This is a genomic window from Stenotrophomonas sp. NPDC077421 (assembly GCF_049545505.1).
Classification (GTDB): Bacteria; Pseudomonadota; Gammaproteobacteria; order Xanthomonadales; family Xanthomonadaceae; genus Stenotrophomonas; species Stenotrophomonas nematodicola.
Genome location: NZ_JBMWDP010000016.1, coordinates 1 through 18697, shown reverse-complemented (window position 1 = coordinate 18697; position 18697 = coordinate 1). Strand labels below are relative to the sequence as shown.

The window sequence follows — 18697 nt, the reverse complement described above, 5'->3', positions numbered from 1 at the left end:
TGCAACGCAGCGATGCGCCGTCGCGGCGGACGGCGGCAGGCCGATAATGGGCGCTTTCCTCCCGGAGACGTCCATGTCCCTGCCCGTGTCGTTGCCCGCTGCCCTGTACGTGACCGGTACCGATACCGGGATCGGCAAGACCTTCAGCAGCTGCGTGCTGCTGCACGCGCTGCGCCAGCGTGGCCGGCAGGCCGTGGGCATGAAGCCGGTGGCCAGCGGCTGCATCCGCACCGCCGAGGGCCTGCGCAACGAGGATGCGACCGCGCTGATGGCGGCCAGCGACCCGATGCCGTCCTATGACGATCTGAACCCGTTCGCGCTGGAGCAGCCCCTGGCGCCGGAGATCGCCGCCGCCGAGGCCGGCGTGACGCTGTCGCTGGGCCCGATCGAGACGGCGTTCGCCCGCCTGCGTGCCAGCGCCGACACCGTGGTGGTGGAAGGGGTGGGGGGCTGGCTGGCACCGCTGTCGGGCACGCTCGACCAGGCCGACCTGGTGCAGGCCCTGCAGCTGCCGGTGGTGATGGTCGTTGGACTGCGGCTGGGCTGCCTCAACCACGCGCGCCTGACCGCTGCGGCGATCCAGTCCAGCGGGGCCACCTGCATCGGCTGGATCGCCAACGAAGTGGACCCGTCAATGGCGCGTCGCGACGAGAACATGGCCCTGCTGCGTGCGCGCCTGCCGATGCCGTGCTGGGGGCGCCTGCCGTACGCGCCCGGGGCCGACCCGGCCACGTTGGCCGCGCGGTTGGCCATCTAGCTAGCCGCGCGCGGCCGCCTGCAGGGTGTGGGCGATGCGGCCGAGCGTAGCGATCGCACCGACGTAGCGCTCATCCAGCTCCTGGCAGCACGACAGGCGCAGGCAGTGGCGGTAGCGCGCACCACGTGAATACACCTGGCCCGGCATGAACACCACGCCCTCGGCCAGCGCCAGGTCGAACAGCGTCCCGGCCTCGATGTCGACGGGCAGCTCCACCCACAGCAGAAAACCGCCGGTTGGCTGGGTGGCGCGGGTGCCGGGGGGGAAATGCTGCGCGATCAGGCTGCGCACGCGGCCGACCTGCTCGCTGTACAGCCGCCGCAGTCCCCGCAGGTGGTGTTCGTAACTGCCCGCTTCCAGGAACGCGGCCACGGCCTCGCCGAGCAGGCGCGATTCGGCGCCGGTGGACTGGAACTTGAGCAGTTGGATGTCCGCGGCGAAGCGACCGCCGTCCAGCCAGCCGATCCGGTAATCCGGTGCCAGCGTCTTGGAGAAACTGCTGCACACCATCACCCAGCCTTCGTCATCGAAGGATTTGAGCAGCGGCGCGAGCGGTTCCTGGTACTGCAGCTCGGCGTACACCGCATCCTCGATCAGCGGGATGCGGAACTGATTGACCAGCGCGGCCAGCCGCTGCTTGGCAGCGACCGGCATGGTGCAGCCCAGCGGGTTGTGCACGCTCGGCATCGCCACGATCGCGGCCAGCGCGCGGTGCTGCAGCTGTGCCTCCACCGCGTCCACGTCCAGGCCGTGGCGCGGATCGGTGGGCAGTTCGATCGCCTTCAGTCCCAGGCTGCCCAGCAACGGGTACAGATTGAAGTACGAGGGGGCTTCGATACCGACCGCATCGCCGGGGCGCGTCACCGCGCGCAATGCCAGCTGCAGCGCCTCCATCGCGCCGTGGGTCAGCACCAGCCGCTCCACGCTGGTGTGCAGGCCCAGGCGTGGACCACGCCGCACGATCTGCTCCAGCAGCCGCGTGGCCGCATTCGGGCGCGCATAGGTTTCGACCATGCCCGCCGAACGCCGCAGCACCTGCGCGGTGCTGCGCGCCAGCTTCGCACCGGGATAGAAGCGTTTGCCGCGCGGGCCGGCAAAGGCCAGGTCGACGACGCCCGGCTGCTGCTGGGCGGCCAGTACGCGGGCCATCATCACCTGCTGCGCCGGGGCGGTCGCCAGTGACGGCGCCTGGCGCAGCGAACGGGTGGGCTCGGGCAGGCGCGGGCTGACCACGAAGCCGGCCTTGGGCCGCGGCATCACCAGCCCGGCGTCTTCCAGTTGACGGTAGGCGGCGATCACGGTGTTCAGGCTCAGCCTGCGCTGCGCGGCCAGGCCGCGCAGCGAGGGCAGGCGTGCACCGGCCGGCAACCGGCCGCTGTGGATCGCATCGGCCATTTCATCGGCCAGGGACTGGTAAAGGTTGGCTGCCATGCGGGCTCATCCACGGAAATCTGTATCCATCCGGATGCAGCGACTCTGGCGCTGTATCCGCTGGTCCGCGCAGCCTAGCATGGCCTGGCCAGCCCGGCGGACGTCACCCGCCGCGCATCCCGTACTTCCCTCGCGCACGGCGGTGCCGTGTTTCGCCGTGCGCTTTTTTCCCGTTCCCTCAGCGCGCCGACAGCGTCGATACCAGGCGCGGGGTGTCGCGGTACAGCGCCGGGTACTGGCGCTTCAGCGCCTCGACCTTGGGCAGGTCGTTGATGCGGATGTACAGCGATTCCGGGTGCAGGGTGAGGTAGTTCTGGTGGTAGTCCTCGGCCGCGAAGAAGCGCTTGCCGCCATCGACCTGGGTGACCACCGGCGCGGCCCACACCTTGGCTTGTTCCAGCTGGGCGATGTAGGCGCGGGTGGCATCGCGCTGTGCCGGGTCGTCGATGTAGATCGCCGAGCGGTACTGGGTGCCCTGGTCGGGGCCCTGCCGGTTGAGCTGGGTGGGATCGTGCACCACCGAGAAGAACACCTGCATCAGCTGTGCGTAGCTCACCTGGCTCGGATCGTAGGTGACCTGCACCGCCTCGGCATGGCCGGTGGTGCCGCTGCCCACGCGCGTGTAGCTGGCTGTGCCGGCGTTGCCGCCGATGTAGCCGGACACTGCGTTGTTGACGCCCTTGATGTGCTGGAACACCCCCTGCACGCCCCAGAAACAGCCCCCGGCGAACACCACCTGCGCACGCCGGCTGCCCGGCTGCGCAACGTTGGCCGGCCCGCTGGGCGCCGGGGCGCTGACCATCGCGGCCGCCGCATGGGCGGGACGATCCAGGCTGACCACGGCGGTCACGGTCAATGCCGCAATGACACCGGCAATCCCGCCGGCCACCAGTTTGTCGATAGTGAGCTTCATCGAAGGCCTCCCGGCTCAACCGAAGGTGAAGGCGTAGGCATGGACACCCGGATCGAGGAACTCGATCTCGAAGGTGCGTTCACGCACATCGCCGGATTGGCGGATCAACTGGTACAGGCGGTGCTCGCCGACCTGGCCGCTGCCATCGGCGGATACGTCGCCGCCGGCGGCCGCGCCCGGCGGCTGTCCATCCAGGCGCACGCGGTAGCGCACCGGCTTGCCGTCCTGCGCGGGGGCCAGCACCAGGTGCAGGTCGCGCGCGTGGAAGCGGAACGCGATGCGGCCGCCGGCCTGCGCCAACTGCGCGTCCTCATCGCCGATCGTCCAGCGCCCGCCCAGCGCCCACTCGTTGAGCGCCAGCGAGGCGGGCAGTGCGTAGGCGGCCTGGCGGTCGGGTTGCTGGCCATCCGGTGAGGCGAAATGCTCGGCGCGCGCATGGCCCAGGTAGGTCTCGGGCGATTTGAGGTTGCGCATGTCGGCCTGGCGCTCCACGCCCTCGCGTGCCGTGGCCGTCATGGCCTGTGCCGGTTCGCCGGGCAGCGTGTTGCCGGCCTCGCGCAGCAGTTGGCGGATGATCTGCTCGGACTGCGCATAGTTGCCTTCGCCGAAGTGGTGCGCGCGGATGCGGCCTTGGGCATCGATGAAGTAGTGCGCCGGCCAGTAGCGGTTGTTGAAGCCACGCCAGATCGCGAAGTCGTTGTCGATCGCCACCGGATAGGTGACCTGCAGATCCCTGACCGCGCGCTGCACGTTGCCGAGGTTGCGCTCGAAGGCAAATTCCGGCGCGTGCACGCCGATGACCACCAGCCCGTGGTTGCGGTAGCGCTCGGCCCATTCGCGCACATAGGGCAGGGCACGCAGGCAGTTGATGCAGGAATAGGTCCAGAAATCGACCAGCACGACCTTGCCGCGCAGCGACGGCCCATCCAGCGGTGGACTGTTCAGCCAGCCGGTGGCGCCGGCGAGCGAGGGCAGTGTGCCTTCAACCGGCAAGTCGCCATCGACCGCGCGATCGGCGGCCCGCATCATCATCGCTCCGCCTGCCGGCGGCGACTGCGCCGGCAGCGCATCCAGCAGGCCCTGCTCAAGCCGCGCGGTACTGACCGTGGACAGGCGCGTCAGCACGCCGGTATCCCAGCCCATCGCGATGGCCACCACCGCCAGCAGCGCGGCAATGCCCAGTCCGCGCCGCACCCATTCCCCTACGCCGAGACGCTGCTTGAGGGCGGCGAATACGCGCCCGCCGATCCAGATCGCCAGCGCCAGCGAGGTGGCCGCGCCCAGGGCATAGGCCAGCAGAAGCGTGCTGGTGCCCACGCTGGCGCCCTGCAACGCCGCGCCGGTCAGGATTAGGCCCAGGATCGGGCCGGCGCACGGTGCCCACAGCAGGCCGGTGGCCACGCCGATCAGCAGCGAGGTACCCACCCCGCCGCGTCCGGCATCGCTGGCCGCGTCGGCCGACGCACTCAGTCGCGCACCCAGGCGCTGGAACGGCGACAGCAGCCGGTTGGCCAGGGTCGGCCACAGCAGCGCTACGGCAAACACCGCCATCACCACCAGCGCGATCCAGCGGCCCACCTGGTTGGCCTGGGCCACCCACTGGCTGCCGACCGCCGCCAGGCTGGCGACCACCGCGAACATCAGCGCCATGCCAACCAGCAGCGGCAGACCACTGCGCAGGAACGGCCGGTCCGAACGCGCGAACACGAAGGGCAGCACGGGCAGGATGCAGGGGCTGAGGATGGTCAGCACGCCACCCAGGTAGGCCAGCACAAGCAGGAGCATCGGAAAGTCCTTTCAGGAAGGGGGGAAGGCCGGGCAGGGGCCGGGGGTCAGGTGCTGTCGTCGGCGCCGCGCGGCACGAACTGCATCGCGACACCGTTCATGCAGTAGCGCAGGCCGGTGGGACGCGGGCCGTCATCGAAGACGTGGCCGAGGTGGCCGCCGCAGCGCCGGCAATGCGCTTCCACGCGCACCATGCCGAAGGTGGTGTCGCGATCCTCGCCGACGGCGTCGTGCAGCGGCGCCCAGAAGCTCGGCCAACCGGTGCCGCTGTCGAACTTGGTGGACGAGGAGAACAACGGCAGCGCGCAGCCGGCACAGGTGAAGGTGCCGCGCCGGTGCTCCTTGTTCAGCGGGCTGCTGAACGGACGTTCCGTGCTTTGCCGGCGCAGCACTGCGTACTGCGCCGGGGTGAGCTGCGCCCGCCATTGCGCATCGGTGCGCATCACCTCGAACTGGCGCACCGGTGCGGCAGGCGCGGCAGGTGCGGGGCCACTGCAGGCGGACAGGCCGAACAGGCCGGCGGCAGCGGCCATGCCGCCCATGCCGAGCACATTGCGACGGGTGTAACGCATGGCCGATCTCCAGGGAGGGATACGATGCGGCCATGCTGCGCCCGGCCCGGTCAACGAATCCTCACGCAGGGTTAAATTTTCCGTGACACATTCAGGTGCGGATCGGTCGACAATGCGGCCATGTCCCTTGCCGATCGCCCCGTACCGATGAGCAGCGCCAAGCGTGTCCTGATCGTCGAAGACGATGTCCACATTGCCACCCTGCTGCGCATGCACCTGCGTGACGAAGGCTATGACGTCACCCATGCCGCCACCGGTGATGAGGGTCTGGCCCTGCTCGAAGCGCAGCCGTGGAGCGCGTTGGTGCTGGACCTGATGCTGCCGGGCGTGGATGGTCTGGAGATCTGCAAGCGCGCGCGTGCGATGGCGCGCTATACCCCGATCATCATCACCAGCGCGCGGGCCAGCGAAGTGCATCGCATCCTCGGGCTGGAGCTGGGGGCAGACGACTACCTGGCCAAACCGTTTTCGATGCTGGAGCTGGTGGCGCGGGTCAAGGCCCTGCTGCGCCGGGTGGAGGCGATGGCGCTCAATGCCCGCATCGATGCCGGCGAGCTGGACGTGGCGGGCATCCGCATCGATCCGGTCGCGCGCACCGCGCAACTGGAGGGCCGGGCGCTGGACCTGACGCCGCGCGAGTTCGACCTGCTGTATTTCTTCGCCCGGCACCCGGGCCAGGTGTACTCCCGCATGGACCTGCTCAACCAGGTCTGGGGCTACCAGCACGACGGCTACGAACACACCGTCAACACGCACATCAACCGCCTGCGCAACAAGATCGAACGCGATCCGGCCACGCCGCAGCGCATCCAGACGGTATGGGGGCGCGGCTACAAACTGGTCGATGGCAGCGAGGGCGCACCGGCATGATCCGCCTGACCCTGTCCCAGCGCCTGTCGGTGGTGTTCTGCGCGCTGCTGCTGGTGTGCTGCGCGGCGCTGGTGATGATCCAGATGCGCAGCACCGCGGTGCACGAGCAGGAAACCGTGCAGCGGCTGTCGCGCGGCCTGGCCGAGCACATCGCGCGCAGCGGCGAACTGATGGATGCACGCGGCATGCGTGGCGGCGAAGTGCGCGCGCTGTTCGGCAAGCTGATGGCGGTCAATCCGAGCGTGGAGGTGTACCTGCTCGACGACCAGGGCCGCATCCTCGGCCACGATGCGCCGGACGGCCATCTCAAGCGCAGCCGCGTGGATCTGGCGCCGGTGCGTGCGCTGCTGCGCGATGAACCGCTGCCGATCCTCGGCGACGACCCGCGCAGCACGACCGGACGCAAGGTGTTCAACGCGGCGCCGCTATGGGTGCAGGGGCGCCAGGCCGGCTATATCTACGTGGTGCTGGTCGGCGAACAGCGTGAAGCCCTGGCGGCCAACATCGCCGCCAACGCCACGCTGCGCACCACGTTGTGGTCACTGGCGATCGTGGCCCTGGTCGGCCTGCTGGCCGGCGTGGTGGCGTTCCGCTGGGTCACCCGACCGCTGCGCCAGCTGACCCGGCGCATCCAGGCGTTCGACGTCGACGGTGCGGCCCCCGGCACGGTGCCGCCGCCGACCCCGCTGCGACCGGGAGAGCGCGACGAACTGGCCATCCTCCAGCACAGCTTCGGGCACATGGCCCAGCGGCTGGGCGAGCAATGGCAGCAGCTGCGCCAGCAGGATCTGCAGCGGCGCGAGCTGGTCGCCAACATCTCCCACGACCTGCGCACACCGCTGTCGTCGCTGCATGGCTACCTGGAAACGCTGGCGCTGAAGGATGCCACGCTCGGTGCCGACGAGCGCCAGCGTTATCTCGGCATCGCACTGGCGCAGAGCCGCAAGGTCGGTGCACTGGCCCAGGCGCTGTTCGAACTGGCGCGGCTGGAGCACGGTGGAGTCACGCTGGATCGGCAGGCGTTCTCGCTTCCGGACCTCCTCCAGGACGTCTTCCAGAAATTCGAACTGTCCGCGCAGGCGCGCCGGCAGACACTGACTGCCGACATCCCGCCCGGGCTGCCGACGGTGGTGGGCGACCTGGGTCTGATCGAGCGGGTACTGACCAACCTGCTCGACAACGCGATCCGCCACACCCCCGAAGGCGGGCGCATCGAGGTGGTGCTGCGGACCGAGGACGGCGAGGTGCAGGTCAGCATCGCCGACAGTGGTCCCGGCATCCCCATCGAGCGGCGCGCGACGCTGTTCACCACGCCGCCCGCGCTGGGCAGTGCACGCCCGGACAGTGGCGGGCTGGGTCTGTTGATCGTGCACCGCATCCTGCAGCTGCATCAGCGCGACATCCACCTGCTCGACAGCCGCGAAGGCGCCTTGTTCGCCTTCACCCTGCCGGCGGCGCCGGCGCGCTGACCCGCGAGCCAGGACAAAAAAAGACCCGACAGAGGGAGGGTTCTGTCGGGTCTGGGATTGCGTGGGGGGAGGGACCCACGCAAATGCGATGTCGATGGGGTTCAGCGGCGGCCGGTACCGGCAGCGCCTGCGAACGGTTGCCGCGCCAGTTCGCCGAACGCCTCGGAGGCCTTCAGCCCCAGGCCAACCACTTCCTGGTGGGCACTGGCCCAGCGCGCGAGGTTGTCGCGGGCCAGCTGGGCGCCCTTGGGCAACAGCGTGCCCGGTTCCTGTGACTGCACGATTTCACCGAAGAACCCGCTGGTGGCGGTGATGTTCTTCTCCAGCGTCTTCAACTGCACGCCGAACATGCTTTCGGCATTCTCCAGTGCGAGCCGGTTGGCACGCGTGGCCGTGGCAGCCAGCTGGCGGGTGTAGTCGCTGAAGGAATCGGTGAACGCGGACGTCATGGCAGGACGGCTCGAGAACGTTGATGCAATGCAGCATACGCCGAATTTATTGCGATGCAACAAATTCCTGCCCGTTACGGTCCGGGTTCAGTCAAACCACTTGCAGATCAATGGGTTGTCTTGCCGATTGCGGTGTTCATCGGGCGGGTCGCCGGCCAGTGGCCGGCCCTGCTGCCGCGTTCCAGGCCTCAACCGCGGTAGCGGCAGCCCGAGGTGCAGGTCTCGTGCACGGTCACTTCGCTGAGCTGGGGCAGCGCCGGCTTGAGCTCGTCCCAGATCCAGATCGCCAGCCGTTCGCTGGTCGGGTTGTCCAGGCCGGGAATGTCGTTGAGGTAGTGGTGGTCCAGGCGGTCGTAGATCGGCTGGAAGGCGGCTTTGACGTCGCCGAAATCCATGATCCACCCGGTCTGTTCGCCTGGCTCGCCTTCCACCTTCAGCTCCACACGGAAGGAGTGGCCATGCAGGCGCGCGCACTTGTGGCCCGGCGGCACGTTGGGGAGGCGGTGCGCGGCCTCGAGGGTGAAGACTTTGAAGATTTCCATCGGCCCATTGTACTGGGCTCACTGGCCGTGGGTGGGCGCGAGATGCCACGTCGCCCTCGCAAAAACATTTCCATCCGGATGAAGAGATGTTAGTTTCTCTTATATCCGTATGAAGAGATGTTATTGGCCGCCCCCCGGCCAGGCATGGACTACTGCGGAACTTGTCGTCCACCACCCCACTGAAGTTCATGCCCAAGCACACTCTTCTTGTAGCGGCTCTTTCCGCTGCACTGGCCACGCCTTTGCCTGCGCTGGCGTATTCCTCCGCCGATACCGCCGCTGCCGATGCCGCCGGCGAGAGCACGACGCTCGCCGCGGTGCGGGTCACCGGCTCCAACATCAAACGTACCGACACCGAAAGCGCCAATCCGGTGCAGGTGATCGACCGCCAGCAGTTGGAGGAGACCGGCAAGGCCACCGTCGCCGACCTGCTGCGCTCGATCTCGGCCAACACCGGCAATGCCACCAACGAAACCACCAACAACGGCTGGGCGTCCGGTTCGGCCGGTATCGGCCTGCGCGGCCTGTCGCAGAAGAACACGCTGGTGCTGCTCAACGGGCGCCGCCTGGCCAACTACGGCTTCCCGGCCGGCGGCCTGTCAGACACCTTCGTCAACCTCAACGCGCTGCCGCTGGTGGCGGTGGAACGCATCGAAGTGCTCAAGGACGGCGCCTCGGCGGTGTACGGCTCCGACGCGGTAGCCGGTGTGGTCAACATCATCACCCGGCAGAACTTCCAGGGCGCCGACCTCGGTGGCAGCCTCGGCACGGCCGACCAGGGCGGGCTGGACGAGCAGAACCTGAAGTTCATCGGCGGCATCGGCGACCTCGACACCGATGGCTACAACATCCTGGTGAGCCTGGAAGGCTACAACCGCGAGCGCCTGGACCAGGACCAGCGCGACCTCACCAGGTCCGGCATCTATACCGACACGCCCGGCGGCCGCTGGAACGGCTGGTCGGCCAAGGGCGCGCGCTATCTGATCAACGGCGCTTCGGTGCCGATGCTCGATGCCAGCGGCAACTGCCCGGAAGGCACCACGCTGGTGGCCAGCGCGCCGATCGACGGCCTTGCCGGCAACACCTGCGGCTTCAACCAGGCGCCGTACACCACGCTGATTCCCTCCACCAAGCGCTACCAGGCCTACGTCAACGGCACCTTCCGCGTGAACGATTCCGTCGAAGCCTTCGGCGAAGTGCTGTACAGCGACATCAAGGGCGTCTCCTGGTTCGGCAGCAGCCCGTTCTTCACCCTGGAAAGCGGCCGCTTCGCTCTGAATGCCGATACCGGCCTGGCCGAGCCGGTGTCGTCCAACCTGCCCGCCAGCAGCCCGTACAACCCGTATGGCCGCGCGGTGCCGATCGAGTACACCTTCTTCAACCTTGGGCCGACCATCAAGACCAACCGGTCGCAGGCCTACCGCGGCCTGGTCGGGGTGCGCGGCAGCCTGCAGAACTGGGACTGGGAAGTGGGCGCGTTCGGCGCACGCAGCAGCGAGCGCGAAACCGTCTCCGGCGGCTTTGCCAACCGCTATGCGCTGGCTGCGGCGCTGGCCGATGGCAGTTACAACCTGCTCAACCCGTCCGCAACCGCACCGGACGTGCTCAACGCCATCAACATCAGCACGCTGCGGCCGGCCGAATCGGTGCTGCAGGGCGTGGATGCCAGGATATCCGGTGCGCTCGGCCACACCTGGGCCGGTGAGATCGGCTTCGCCGCCGGTGCCGAGTGGCGCCGCGAGAAGCTCGACTCCAACAACCCGTGGCAGATCGATGCCGGCCTGCAGATCCGCCCGGCCATCGCCGAGGTGCACGGCGAGCGCAAGGTCACCGCAGCCTATGCCGAGGTCAATGTGCCGCTGGCCGAGCGGCTGGAACTGCAGGCCGCCGCGCGTGCCGACCATTACAGTGATTTCGGCGATGCGTTCTCGCCCAAGCTGAGCCTGCGCTGGCAGCCGTGGGACATCCTGCTGGTGCGTGCCGCCGCCTCCAGGGGCTTCCGCGCGCCGTCGCTGTCGGAGAACTCCAACAGCACCAGCATCGCCTACGGCAGCGTGATCGACCCGCGTGATCCGGACGTGCCGGGCTCGCGCCAGAACCCGACCTTCTTCACCGTCGGCAACAACGACCTCAAGCCGGAACGCACCAGGAGCTTCAACGCCGGCATCGTACTGTCGCCGTGGTCCAACACCAGCCTGAGCGTGGACTACTACCGCATCGAGCTGGAGAACCTGGTGGGTACCAACAACACCCAGACCCTGGTGACCGACAACGTGCCCGGCGCGGTCCTTCGCGATGAGCGCGGCAAGCTGCTGGCGGTGTACAACCGCTACCAGAACCTGAGCGAACTGAAGACCTCCGGCGTCGACGTGGAACTGCGCCAGCGCTTCCCGACCGAGCGCGCCGGCGACTTCGGGCTCAGCAGCGCCTTCACCCACGTGCGCAGCTACCGCCGCCCCACCGTGGTCGGTGGGCCGCTGGTGGACTATGCCGGCAGCAACCGGGGCGCCACGCTGCCCAGGAACAAGGCCACCACCACCCTGGACTGGAGCTATGGCGACATCCGCACCGCGCTGACCTGGTACTACACCAGTGGCTATGACCAGAAGGCCAGCGCCGCCGCCACCGCGGTGCAGGATCGTGTGGATGCCTACAGCCAGTTCGATCTGTACCTGGCCTACACCGGGCTGGAGAAGCTGACCCTGTACGCCAAGATCCAGAACCTGGCCGATGAGGAACCGCCGTACGACGCCTCCTTCCCGGGCATCCGCGCGCCGTACGACTTCAGTCAGTACGACCTGCGTGGCCGCTATGTCACGGTCGGTTTCGACTACCGCTTCTGACCACGTCCGTCACCATCGGGGCCGGCATGCACGCCGGCCCCCGTTTCATGGGGAATCGCTGTGTCCTTGCATCGTGTCGTGTCACGTCCCATCGCCTGGCTGGTGGGATCGTTCTGGTTGCTGGCTGCGCCAGCCTTCGCGCAGAGCGCGTACTTCTTTCCGCAGGGCGGTGATTTCGATCCGTCCATTCCCACCCCGCAGCAGTTCCTCGGCTACGAGATCGGCAGCCGCTACACCCGCCACGACCAGCTGGTGGCCTATTTCGACGAACTGGCCCGGCATTCGGACAAAATCAAGGTCGAGCGCATCGGCACCAGCTACGAAGGCCGCCCCCTGCTGATCGCCACGGTCACCTCGGCGCAGAACCATCAGCAGTTGGAGACCCTCCGCCGCCAGCACGTCACCCTGGCCGATCCGGCACAGCCGCTGTCGGCGGCCGGCAACAGCCCGGTGGTGGTCTGGCTGGGCTACAGCGTGCACGGCAATGAAACCTCCAGCGGGGAGGCGGCACTGCTGACTGCCTACTACCTGGTGGCCAACCGCAGTGCCGACACCGCCCAGTGGCTGGATCGGGCGGTGGTGCTGTTCGATCCCGCGCAGAACCCCGACGGCCGCGACCGCGCGGCAAGCTGGCACAACGCCTACGCGTCGTCGCCGGCATCGGCCGATCCGGCCGACAAGGAACACGTCGAACCGTTCCCACAGGGACGTACCAACCACTATTTCACCGACCTCAACCGCGACTGGCTGGCGCTGACCCAGCAGGATACGCGGCCGAAGATCGCCTACTTCCATCGCTGGTATCCCAACGTCCAGATCGACTTCCACGAGATGGGCAAGGACAGCACCTACTACTTCGAGCCGTCGCCGGCGAGCATGCACAGCCCGCTGATCCCGGCCGCGTCGTACGCGTTCAACAGGACCCTGGCCAGGTACCACGCACAGGCGCTGGATGCGCTGGGCTCGCTGTACTACACCGGCGAGAACTTCGACAACTTCTCGCCGGTGTACGGCTCCACCTATCCGGACTTCCACGGGGCCGTCGGAGTGACGGTCGAGCAGGCCAGCTCGCGCGGGCGCGTGCAGGAGTCGGTCAACGGCCTGCTCACGTTCCCCTTCACCATCCGCAACCAGATGGCCACCGGCCTGGGCACCGTGCGCGGTGCGGTCACCGAACGCGACGGGCTGATTGCGTTGCAGAAGGATTTCTTCCAGTCCGCGCTGACGCAGGCGGGCCAGCAGCCGGTGAAGGCATTCGTGTTCGGCGACGCGCATGATCCCGGCCTGACCGCCCGACTGCTCGACCTGCTGTTGCAGCACCGGATCACCGTGCAGCCGCTGACCGCGGCGGTGACCGTGGACGGCCAGCGCTTCCTCCCCGGGAGTGCATACGTGGTGCCGACCGCACAGCCCCAGTTCCGACTGGTGCATTCGATCTTCGCCGACACACCGCCGATCAAGGGCGACGTGTTCTATGGCAGCACGTCCTACGCCATCGCGCCGGCCTACGGGGTGGCCTTTGCCGGCAGCCGCAGCCGCCTCGACGGCGGTCCGCGCATCACCGCAGTGGCACCGGCACAGGGGGGCGTGAGTGGCGGCCAGGCCGGCTTCGCGTACGTGCTCGACTGGCGCGACTACAACGCCAGCCAGGCGTTGTACGCGCTGCAGGTACGGGGGCTGAAGACCCGTGCCGCCTTCCAGCCGTTCACGGCGGCCACCGCCGACGGCGAGCAGTCGTTCGCGCGCGGCAGCGTGGTGATTCCGGTAGCCGGCCAGCCGCTGGCCGGAGGGGAACTGTTGGCGGCGGTCGAGCAGATCGCGCGCGACAGTGGTGTGCGCCTGTACGCGGTGGACAGTGGCCAGAGCCGCAGCGGTATCGACCTGGGCAGCGACAGCGTGAAATCGCTGCGCACACCGGCAGTGGCGCTGGTGATGGGCGAGGGCGTCAGTGCCACCGAGATCGGATCGGCGTGGTTCCTGCTTGACCAGCAGGTGCGGCTGCCGGCCAGCAAGCTGGACCCGGCCCAGCTGGGCAAGGTCACGCTGGACCGTTACACCACGATCGTGCTTGCCGGCGGCACCTATGCCGGTGTCGACGCGGCCGCAGTGGCGGCGCTGAAGCGCTGGATCAACGCCGGTGGATCACTGGTCACCTATGGCAGCGCCGCGCGCTGGGCGATCGAGCAGAAGCTCGCCGACGAAGTGCTGGGCGCAGAAGAAACGCAACCGGATGCCTCGCGCCGGGCATTCGGCGACCAGCGCGACATCGCCGCGATCGAGCGGGTGAGTGGCAACATCCTCAGTGCCGATGTGGACACCAGCCATCCGCTGGGCTTCGGCCTGCCACGCACGGAACTGGCGGTCAACAAGGAGAACGGCATCAGCTTCAAGCCGAGCCGCAATCCGTTTTCCACGGTGGTGCGCATCGACGCCACGCCGCGCGTCAACGGCTATCTGTCCGAGGCCAACCGCAACCGCGTGGCGGGCTCGGCATGGCTGCTGGTCTCGCCGCAGGGGCAGGGCAACGTGGTCCTGTTCGCTGACGATCCGGCGCACCGCAAGTACTGGCACGGCACCGAGCGGCTGCTGTTGAACGCGATCTTCTTCGGCAACCAGCTCAACCCGGCCAAGCAACGCGGGTAGAGCCGGGCTCTGCCCGGCGGCCCTCCACGCCAACCCCGGCCCCCCGCGCAATGAAAAAGGGCGACGCAATGCGTCGCCCTTTTTCTGTTTCAGCACTCCGCGAACGGATCAGCCCGCGCGGCTGCCGCCACCCGGACCGCGGCCACCACTGCCACGGCGCTGGCCCTGCGGCTGGCCGCCACGCGGCGCACCGCGGCCGGCACCATCGCGCTGGCCGCCACCGGCCTTCTTCGGGCCGGCATGGGCGTGGCGCGGGGCCTCGCTGTGCGGACGACGCGCGTGCTTGCGCGGCGAACGGTCGCCACCGGGCTGCTCGGCCTTGCCCGGCGCGCTGTTGCCCCAGCGGATCGGCGTCTGCGGCTCGAAGCCCGGCACGTCGCGGATGTCCATGTCCTTGTCCAGCAGGCGCACGATCTGGCGCAGCAGCTTGGCCTCGTCCTGCGCCACCAGCGAGATCGCCTGGCCGGTCGAGCCGTTGCGGCCGGTACGACCGATGCGGTGCACGTAATCTTCGGCCACCATCGGCAGGTCGTAGTTGATGACCTTCGGCAGCTCGTTGATGTCGATACCGCGTGCGGCGATGTCGGTGGCCACCAGCACGGTCACGCGGCCGGCCTTGAAGTCGCCGAGGGCACGCAGACGCTGGCCCTGGCTCTTGTTGCCGTGGATCGCCGCGGTCTTGATGCCGGACTTCTCCAGGAACGTGGCCAGCTTGTCGCAGCCGTGCTTGGTACGGCCGAACACCAGGGTCTGCTCACGGCTGTCCTGGGCCAGCAGGTGCAGCAGCAGTTCGCGCTTGCGCGCGCCATCGACCGGGTGCACGCGGTGGGTGATGGTTTCGGCGACGGTGTTCTTCGGCGTGACCTGGATCTGTTCCGGGTTGCGCATGAACTCCAGCGCCAACTGCTTGATGCTCTCCTCGAAGGTGGCCGAGAACAGCAGGGTCTGGCGGTTCTGGCGCGGCAGCTTGGCCAGGATCTTCTTGATCGACGGCAGGAAGCCCATGTCGAGCATCCGGTCGGCTTCGTCCAGCACCAGCACTTCGATCCCGGACAGGTCGACGCTGCGACGCTCCAGGTGGTCGATCAGGCGGCCCGGGCAGGCCACCAGCAGGTCCACGCCACGGCGCAGCACGTCGAACTGGTTGCCCATGCCGACGCCGCCGTAGATGCAGGCGCTCGGAATGCGCAGGTACTTGCTGTAGCCGCGCAGGCTGTCATGCACCTGGGTGGCCAGCTCGCGGGTCGGTGCCAGCACCAGCGCACGCGGCTTGCGCGGGCCGTTGACGGCCTGCGGGTTGGTGGCCAGATGCTGCAGCAGCGGCAGGCCGAAGGCAGCGGTCTTGCCGGTGCCGGTCTGGGCGCCGGCCAGCAGGTCGCGGCCGTCCAGGGCCAGCGGGATGGCCTGTTCCTGGATCGGGGTAGGGGTGTCGTAACCCTGCTCGGCCAAGGCACGCAGCAGGAAGGGCGCAAGGCCCAGCGATTCAAAAGACATCGGGTGGAAGCTCCAAAAACGAAGTAACGCCAGGCCGAATGGCCGGACGTGAGGCAGATCATTGAGATCGGCTGACTCGGAGCGTTCCCGTAAACCGCGCTGCGAGAATTGGGTGCAGCCGGCGCGGTGCGCAGACTGGAATGCATGACGAATGGCGTCGGAGTGGGGGCGGGCGACGGATCGTTGATCCATATCGCCGGCGATCCCGAAGGGAAACGGACGGCCGCTGCAGACCCGCCTAGTCTAACGGATGTTTGAGATCCATACCAAATCGACCTGTTCAGTTATGGGCCAAGGGCAGGGAAAGGCCGACGAGCGCGGGGCGCGCCTGCCTCTGGAGGACATGGCCCCCCGATCCTGAGCGCGGGGTGGCGCCGTGGCGCGCAGAACGGAGGGCCGTTGCCGCACGGGCCCGGCCAGCACGGCGGGGGGGTATCGTTTATGGTGGATTTCTGTCGCAACGCAGCTTGGCTGCGCCGCGCATTTGATTACACTTGAAACCTATTTTCAGCGATCCCGGATACCCACCCATGAAGCTTGGTTCTTTGAAGGAAGGCGGCCGCGACGGCACCCTGATCGTCGTCTCGCGCGACCTCGCCCACGGCGTGCGCGCCACCGGCATCGCCGGCACGCTGCAGCAGGCCCTGGAAGACTGGAGCCACGTGGCGCCGCGCTTGAACGCGCTGTATGAGTCGCTCAACGACGGCAGCGCCGACGGGGTGTTCGACATCGACATGCAGGCGCTGGCCGCACCGCTGCCGCGGGCCTATGAATTTGTCGACGGCAGCGCCTACCTGCCGCACGTCGAGCGCGTCCGTCGCGCCCGTGGTGCCGAGGTGCCGGAGAGCTTCTACACCGATCCGCTGATGTACCAGGCCACCAGCGCCGGCTTCTACGGCCCGCGCGATGCGGTCAAGGTGGTCAGCGAGGACTATGGGATCGACCTGGAAGCGGAGATCGTGGTGATCACCGACGACGTGCCGATGGCAGTCACTCCCGAGCAGGCCGCCGGCCACATCCAGCTGGTGGGCCTGGTCAACGACGTCTCCCTGCGCAACCTGATCCCGGGCGAGCTGGCCAAGGGCTTCGGCTTCCTGCAGTCCAAGCCGCGCTCGGCGCTGTCGCCGGTGTTCGTCACCCCTGACGAGCTGGGCGAGGCCTGGCAGGACAGCAAGGTGCACCTGCCGCTGGTCACGCATATCAATGGTGTCTGGTTCGGCGCGCCGGAAGCGGGGGTGGACATGCAGTTCAACTTCGCCCAGCTGGTTGCCCATGCGGCCAAGACCCGCCCGCTGGGCGCCGGCGCGATCGTCGGCTCGGGCACCATCGCCAACGAAGACACCAGCAAGGGCGCCTCGTGCTTCGCCGAGCAGCGCACCGTTGAAACCCTGCGCGACGGCAAGCCGAGCACGCCGTTCATGTCCTTCGGCGACGTGGTCCGGATCGAAATGCTGGATGCCGCCGGCAAGAGCATCTTCGGTGCGATCGAGCAGCGCATCGAACAGGCAGTCAAGCCCTGAACGCACGTTACGGAGCGCACATGGACCGCATCGAGCTGTACAGCTACTGGCGCTCCAGCGCGGCCTACCGCGTGCGCATCGGCCTGAACCTGAAGGGCCTGCCGCACCAGATCACGCCGGTGCATCTGGTGCGCGACGGCGGACAGCAGCACACCGCCGCCTATGCCGCGCTCAATCCGCAGGAGCTGGTACCGACCCTGCGGCATGGCGAACGCGTGCTGCAGCAGTCGATGGCGATCCTGGAGTACCTCGACGAGGTGTTCCCGGACCCGGCGCTGCTGCCCGACGACGCTGAAGGACGGGCGCGTGTGCGGGCGCTGGCCCAGCTGGTGGCCTGCGACATCCATCCGCTCAACAATCTGCGGGTGATGCAGTTCTTCAGCGATACCTGGAGCGTGCCGCAGCCCGAGCGCGACGACTGGACCCGGCACTGGATCCGGGTGGGGTTCGACGCGATGGAGCGGATGCTGGTCGAATCGGTCGATACCGGCCGGTTCTGCCACGGCGACATCCCGACCCTGGCCGACTGCTGCCTGGTACCGCAGATGTACAACGCGCGCCGCTTCAAGCTGGACCTGGAGCCGTACCCGACCCTGGTCCGCATCGATGCGGCGTGCCTGGCCCTGCCGGCGTTCGCGGCGGCCAAGCCGGAAAGCCAGGCCGACGCGTCGGCCTGACGAAGGCGTACCGACCAACGGTCGGTACCCACCGGCGCCGGATCAGAACCCGTGCGTGATCGCGGCCGGGGTGGCGGCCGAATAATCGGCGTAGGGGTCGTGCTCGCCGCTGCCGCCTTCGGACAGGCGGAACTTCAGCGCCAGGCCATCGCGCGAGTCGGCCGCGCGCAGCGCTTCCTCCTGCTCGATGATCCCCGACTTGGCCATCCGGAACAGGCACTGGTCGAAACTCTCCATGCCTTCCTCCAGCGAGGCTTCCATCGCTGCCTTGATCTCGTGCACCTGGCCGCGGCGCAGCAGGTCGCGGATCATCGGGGTGTTGATCAGCACTTCGGTGGCTGGCAGACGGCGTCCGTCCTTGCCCTTGACCAGCCGCTGGGAGACCACTGCGCGCAGGTTGAGGGAGAGGTTCATCAGTACGTTGCGGTGTGCGCTCTCCGGGAAGAAGTTGAGGATGCGCTCGATGGTCTGGTCGGCGTTGTTGGAGTGCAGGGTGGCCAGGCACAGGTGCCCGGTCTCGGCGAAGGCGATCGCCGCCTCCATCGTCTCCGCATCCAGGATCTCGCCGATCAGGATCACGTCCGGCGCCTCGCGCATCGCGTTCTTCAGCGCATTGTGGAAGGCGTGGGTGTCCAGGCCGACCTCGCGCTGGTTGACGATGGACATCTTGTGCTTGTGCAGGTACTCGATCGGGTCCTCGATGGTGAGGATGTGCCCGGTCGTGGTGCTGTT

15 protein-coding genes are annotated in these 18697 nt (G+C 68.1%); 7 read left to right on the top strand and 8 right to left on the bottom strand.

All coding sequences use genetic code 11. From position 1 onward, the window contains the following. Positions 1-73: 73 nt before the first annotated feature. Positions 74-757, top strand: a complete 684-nt coding sequence (bioD, locus tag ACPEH1_RS10535) for a dethiobiotin synthase (RefSeq protein WP_153164935.1) — start codon at positions 74-76, stop codon at positions 755-757. Here bioD and ACPEH1_RS10530 read toward each other — a convergent pair whose 3' ends face one another. From ACPEH1_RS10530 to msrB, 4 genes are all read right to left on the bottom strand, one after another. Beyond that, positions 758-2188 (bottom strand): PLP-dependent aminotransferase family protein, encoded by a 1431-nt coding sequence (locus ACPEH1_RS10530; RefSeq protein WP_136003547.1) that lies wholly within the window; start codon positions 2186-2188, stop codon positions 758-760. Positions 2189-2366: 178 nt separating this feature from the next. Next, entirely contained in the window at positions 2367-3101 is a 735-nt protein-coding gene (msrA, locus tag ACPEH1_RS10525; RefSeq protein WP_166472582.1) for a peptide-methionine (S)-S-oxide reductase MsrA, read from the bottom strand. Between the two features lie 15 nt (positions 3102-3116). Then, the gene (locus tag ACPEH1_RS10520) at positions 3117-4886 is read right to left on the bottom strand and encodes a cytochrome c biogenesis protein DipZ (protein WP_423715747.1); all 1770 of its coding nucleotides are present in this window, start codon (positions 4884-4886) and stop codon (positions 3117-3119) included. A 47-nt stretch (positions 4887-4933) separates the two neighbouring features. Then, positions 4934-5458, bottom strand: coding sequence for a peptide-methionine (R)-S-oxide reductase MsrB (gene msrB / locus ACPEH1_RS10515; protein ID WP_017356826.1), 525 nt, complete (start codon positions 5456-5458; stop codon positions 4934-4936). Between the two features lie 147 nt (positions 5459-5605). On the opposite strand from msrB, the gene ACPEH1_RS10510 reads away from it, so the two are divergent. Both ACPEH1_RS10510 and ACPEH1_RS10505 read left to right on the top strand, forming a co-directional pair. Beyond that, the gene (locus tag ACPEH1_RS10510; protein ID WP_153165015.1) at positions 5606-6328 is read left to right on the top strand and encodes a response regulator transcription factor; all 723 of its coding nucleotides are present in this window, start codon (positions 5606-5608) and stop codon (positions 6326-6328) included. Beyond that, entirely contained in the window at positions 6325-7797 is a 1473-nt protein-coding gene (locus ACPEH1_RS10505) for a sensor histidine kinase (RefSeq protein ID WP_017356824.1), read from the top strand. The genes ACPEH1_RS10510 and ACPEH1_RS10505 overlap by 4 nt, the downstream gene beginning before the upstream one ends. Positions 7798-7898: 101 nt before the next feature. On the opposite strand, the gene ACPEH1_RS10500 is transcribed toward ACPEH1_RS10505, so the two are convergent. Both ACPEH1_RS10500 and queD read right to left on the bottom strand, forming a co-directional pair. Next, the gene (locus ACPEH1_RS10500; protein WP_136003553.1) at positions 7899-8246 is read right to left on the bottom strand and encodes a phasin family protein; all 348 of its coding nucleotides are present in this window, start codon (positions 8244-8246) and stop codon (positions 7899-7901) included. A gap of 188 nt (positions 8247-8434) precedes the next feature. Beyond that, entirely contained in the window at positions 8435-8788 is a 354-nt protein-coding gene (gene queD / locus ACPEH1_RS10495; protein ID WP_017356822.1) for a 6-carboxytetrahydropterin synthase QueD, read from the bottom strand. 188 nt (positions 8789-8976) lie between these two features. Between queD and ACPEH1_RS10490 the strand changes: the two genes are divergently transcribed. Then, a complete protein-coding gene (locus ACPEH1_RS10490; protein WP_136003765.1) occupies positions 8977-11631 on the top strand; it encodes a TonB-dependent receptor plug domain-containing protein in 2655 nt (884 codons plus the stop codon). 60 nt (positions 11632-11691) lie between these two features. After that, on the top strand, positions 11692-14274 hold the full coding sequence (locus ACPEH1_RS10485; RefSeq protein WP_423715746.1) for a M14 family zinc carboxypeptidase: 2583 nt from the start codon (positions 11692-11694) through the stop codon (positions 14272-14274). 108 nt (positions 14275-14382) lie between these two features. Here ACPEH1_RS10485 and ACPEH1_RS10480 read toward each other — a convergent pair whose 3' ends face one another. Then, positions 14383-15768: a DEAD/DEAH box helicase gene (locus ACPEH1_RS10480; RefSeq protein ID WP_136003557.1), complete on the bottom strand. Its 1386-nt coding sequence runs from the start codon at positions 15766-15768 to the stop codon at positions 14383-14385. Positions 15769-16298: 530 nt separating this feature from the next. Here ACPEH1_RS10480 and ACPEH1_RS10475 point away from each other — a divergent pair. Further along, positions 16299-17288, top strand: a complete 990-nt coding sequence (locus ACPEH1_RS10475) for a fumarylacetoacetate hydrolase family protein (protein WP_017354726.1) — start codon at positions 16299-16301, stop codon at positions 17286-17288. A 20-nt stretch (positions 17289-17308) separates the two neighbouring features. Then, the gene (gene maiA, locus ACPEH1_RS10470) at positions 17309-17965 is read left to right on the top strand and encodes a maleylacetoacetate isomerase (RefSeq protein ID WP_017354725.1); all 657 of its coding nucleotides are present in this window, start codon (positions 17309-17311) and stop codon (positions 17963-17965) included. Between the two features lie 42 nt (positions 17966-18007). On the opposite strand, the gene ACPEH1_RS10465 is transcribed toward maiA, so the two are convergent. Continuing rightward, positions 18008-18697: ATPase, T2SS/T4P/T4SS family (locus ACPEH1_RS10465; RefSeq protein WP_423715745.1), on the bottom strand; the 690-nt coding region annotated here is incomplete at its 5' end.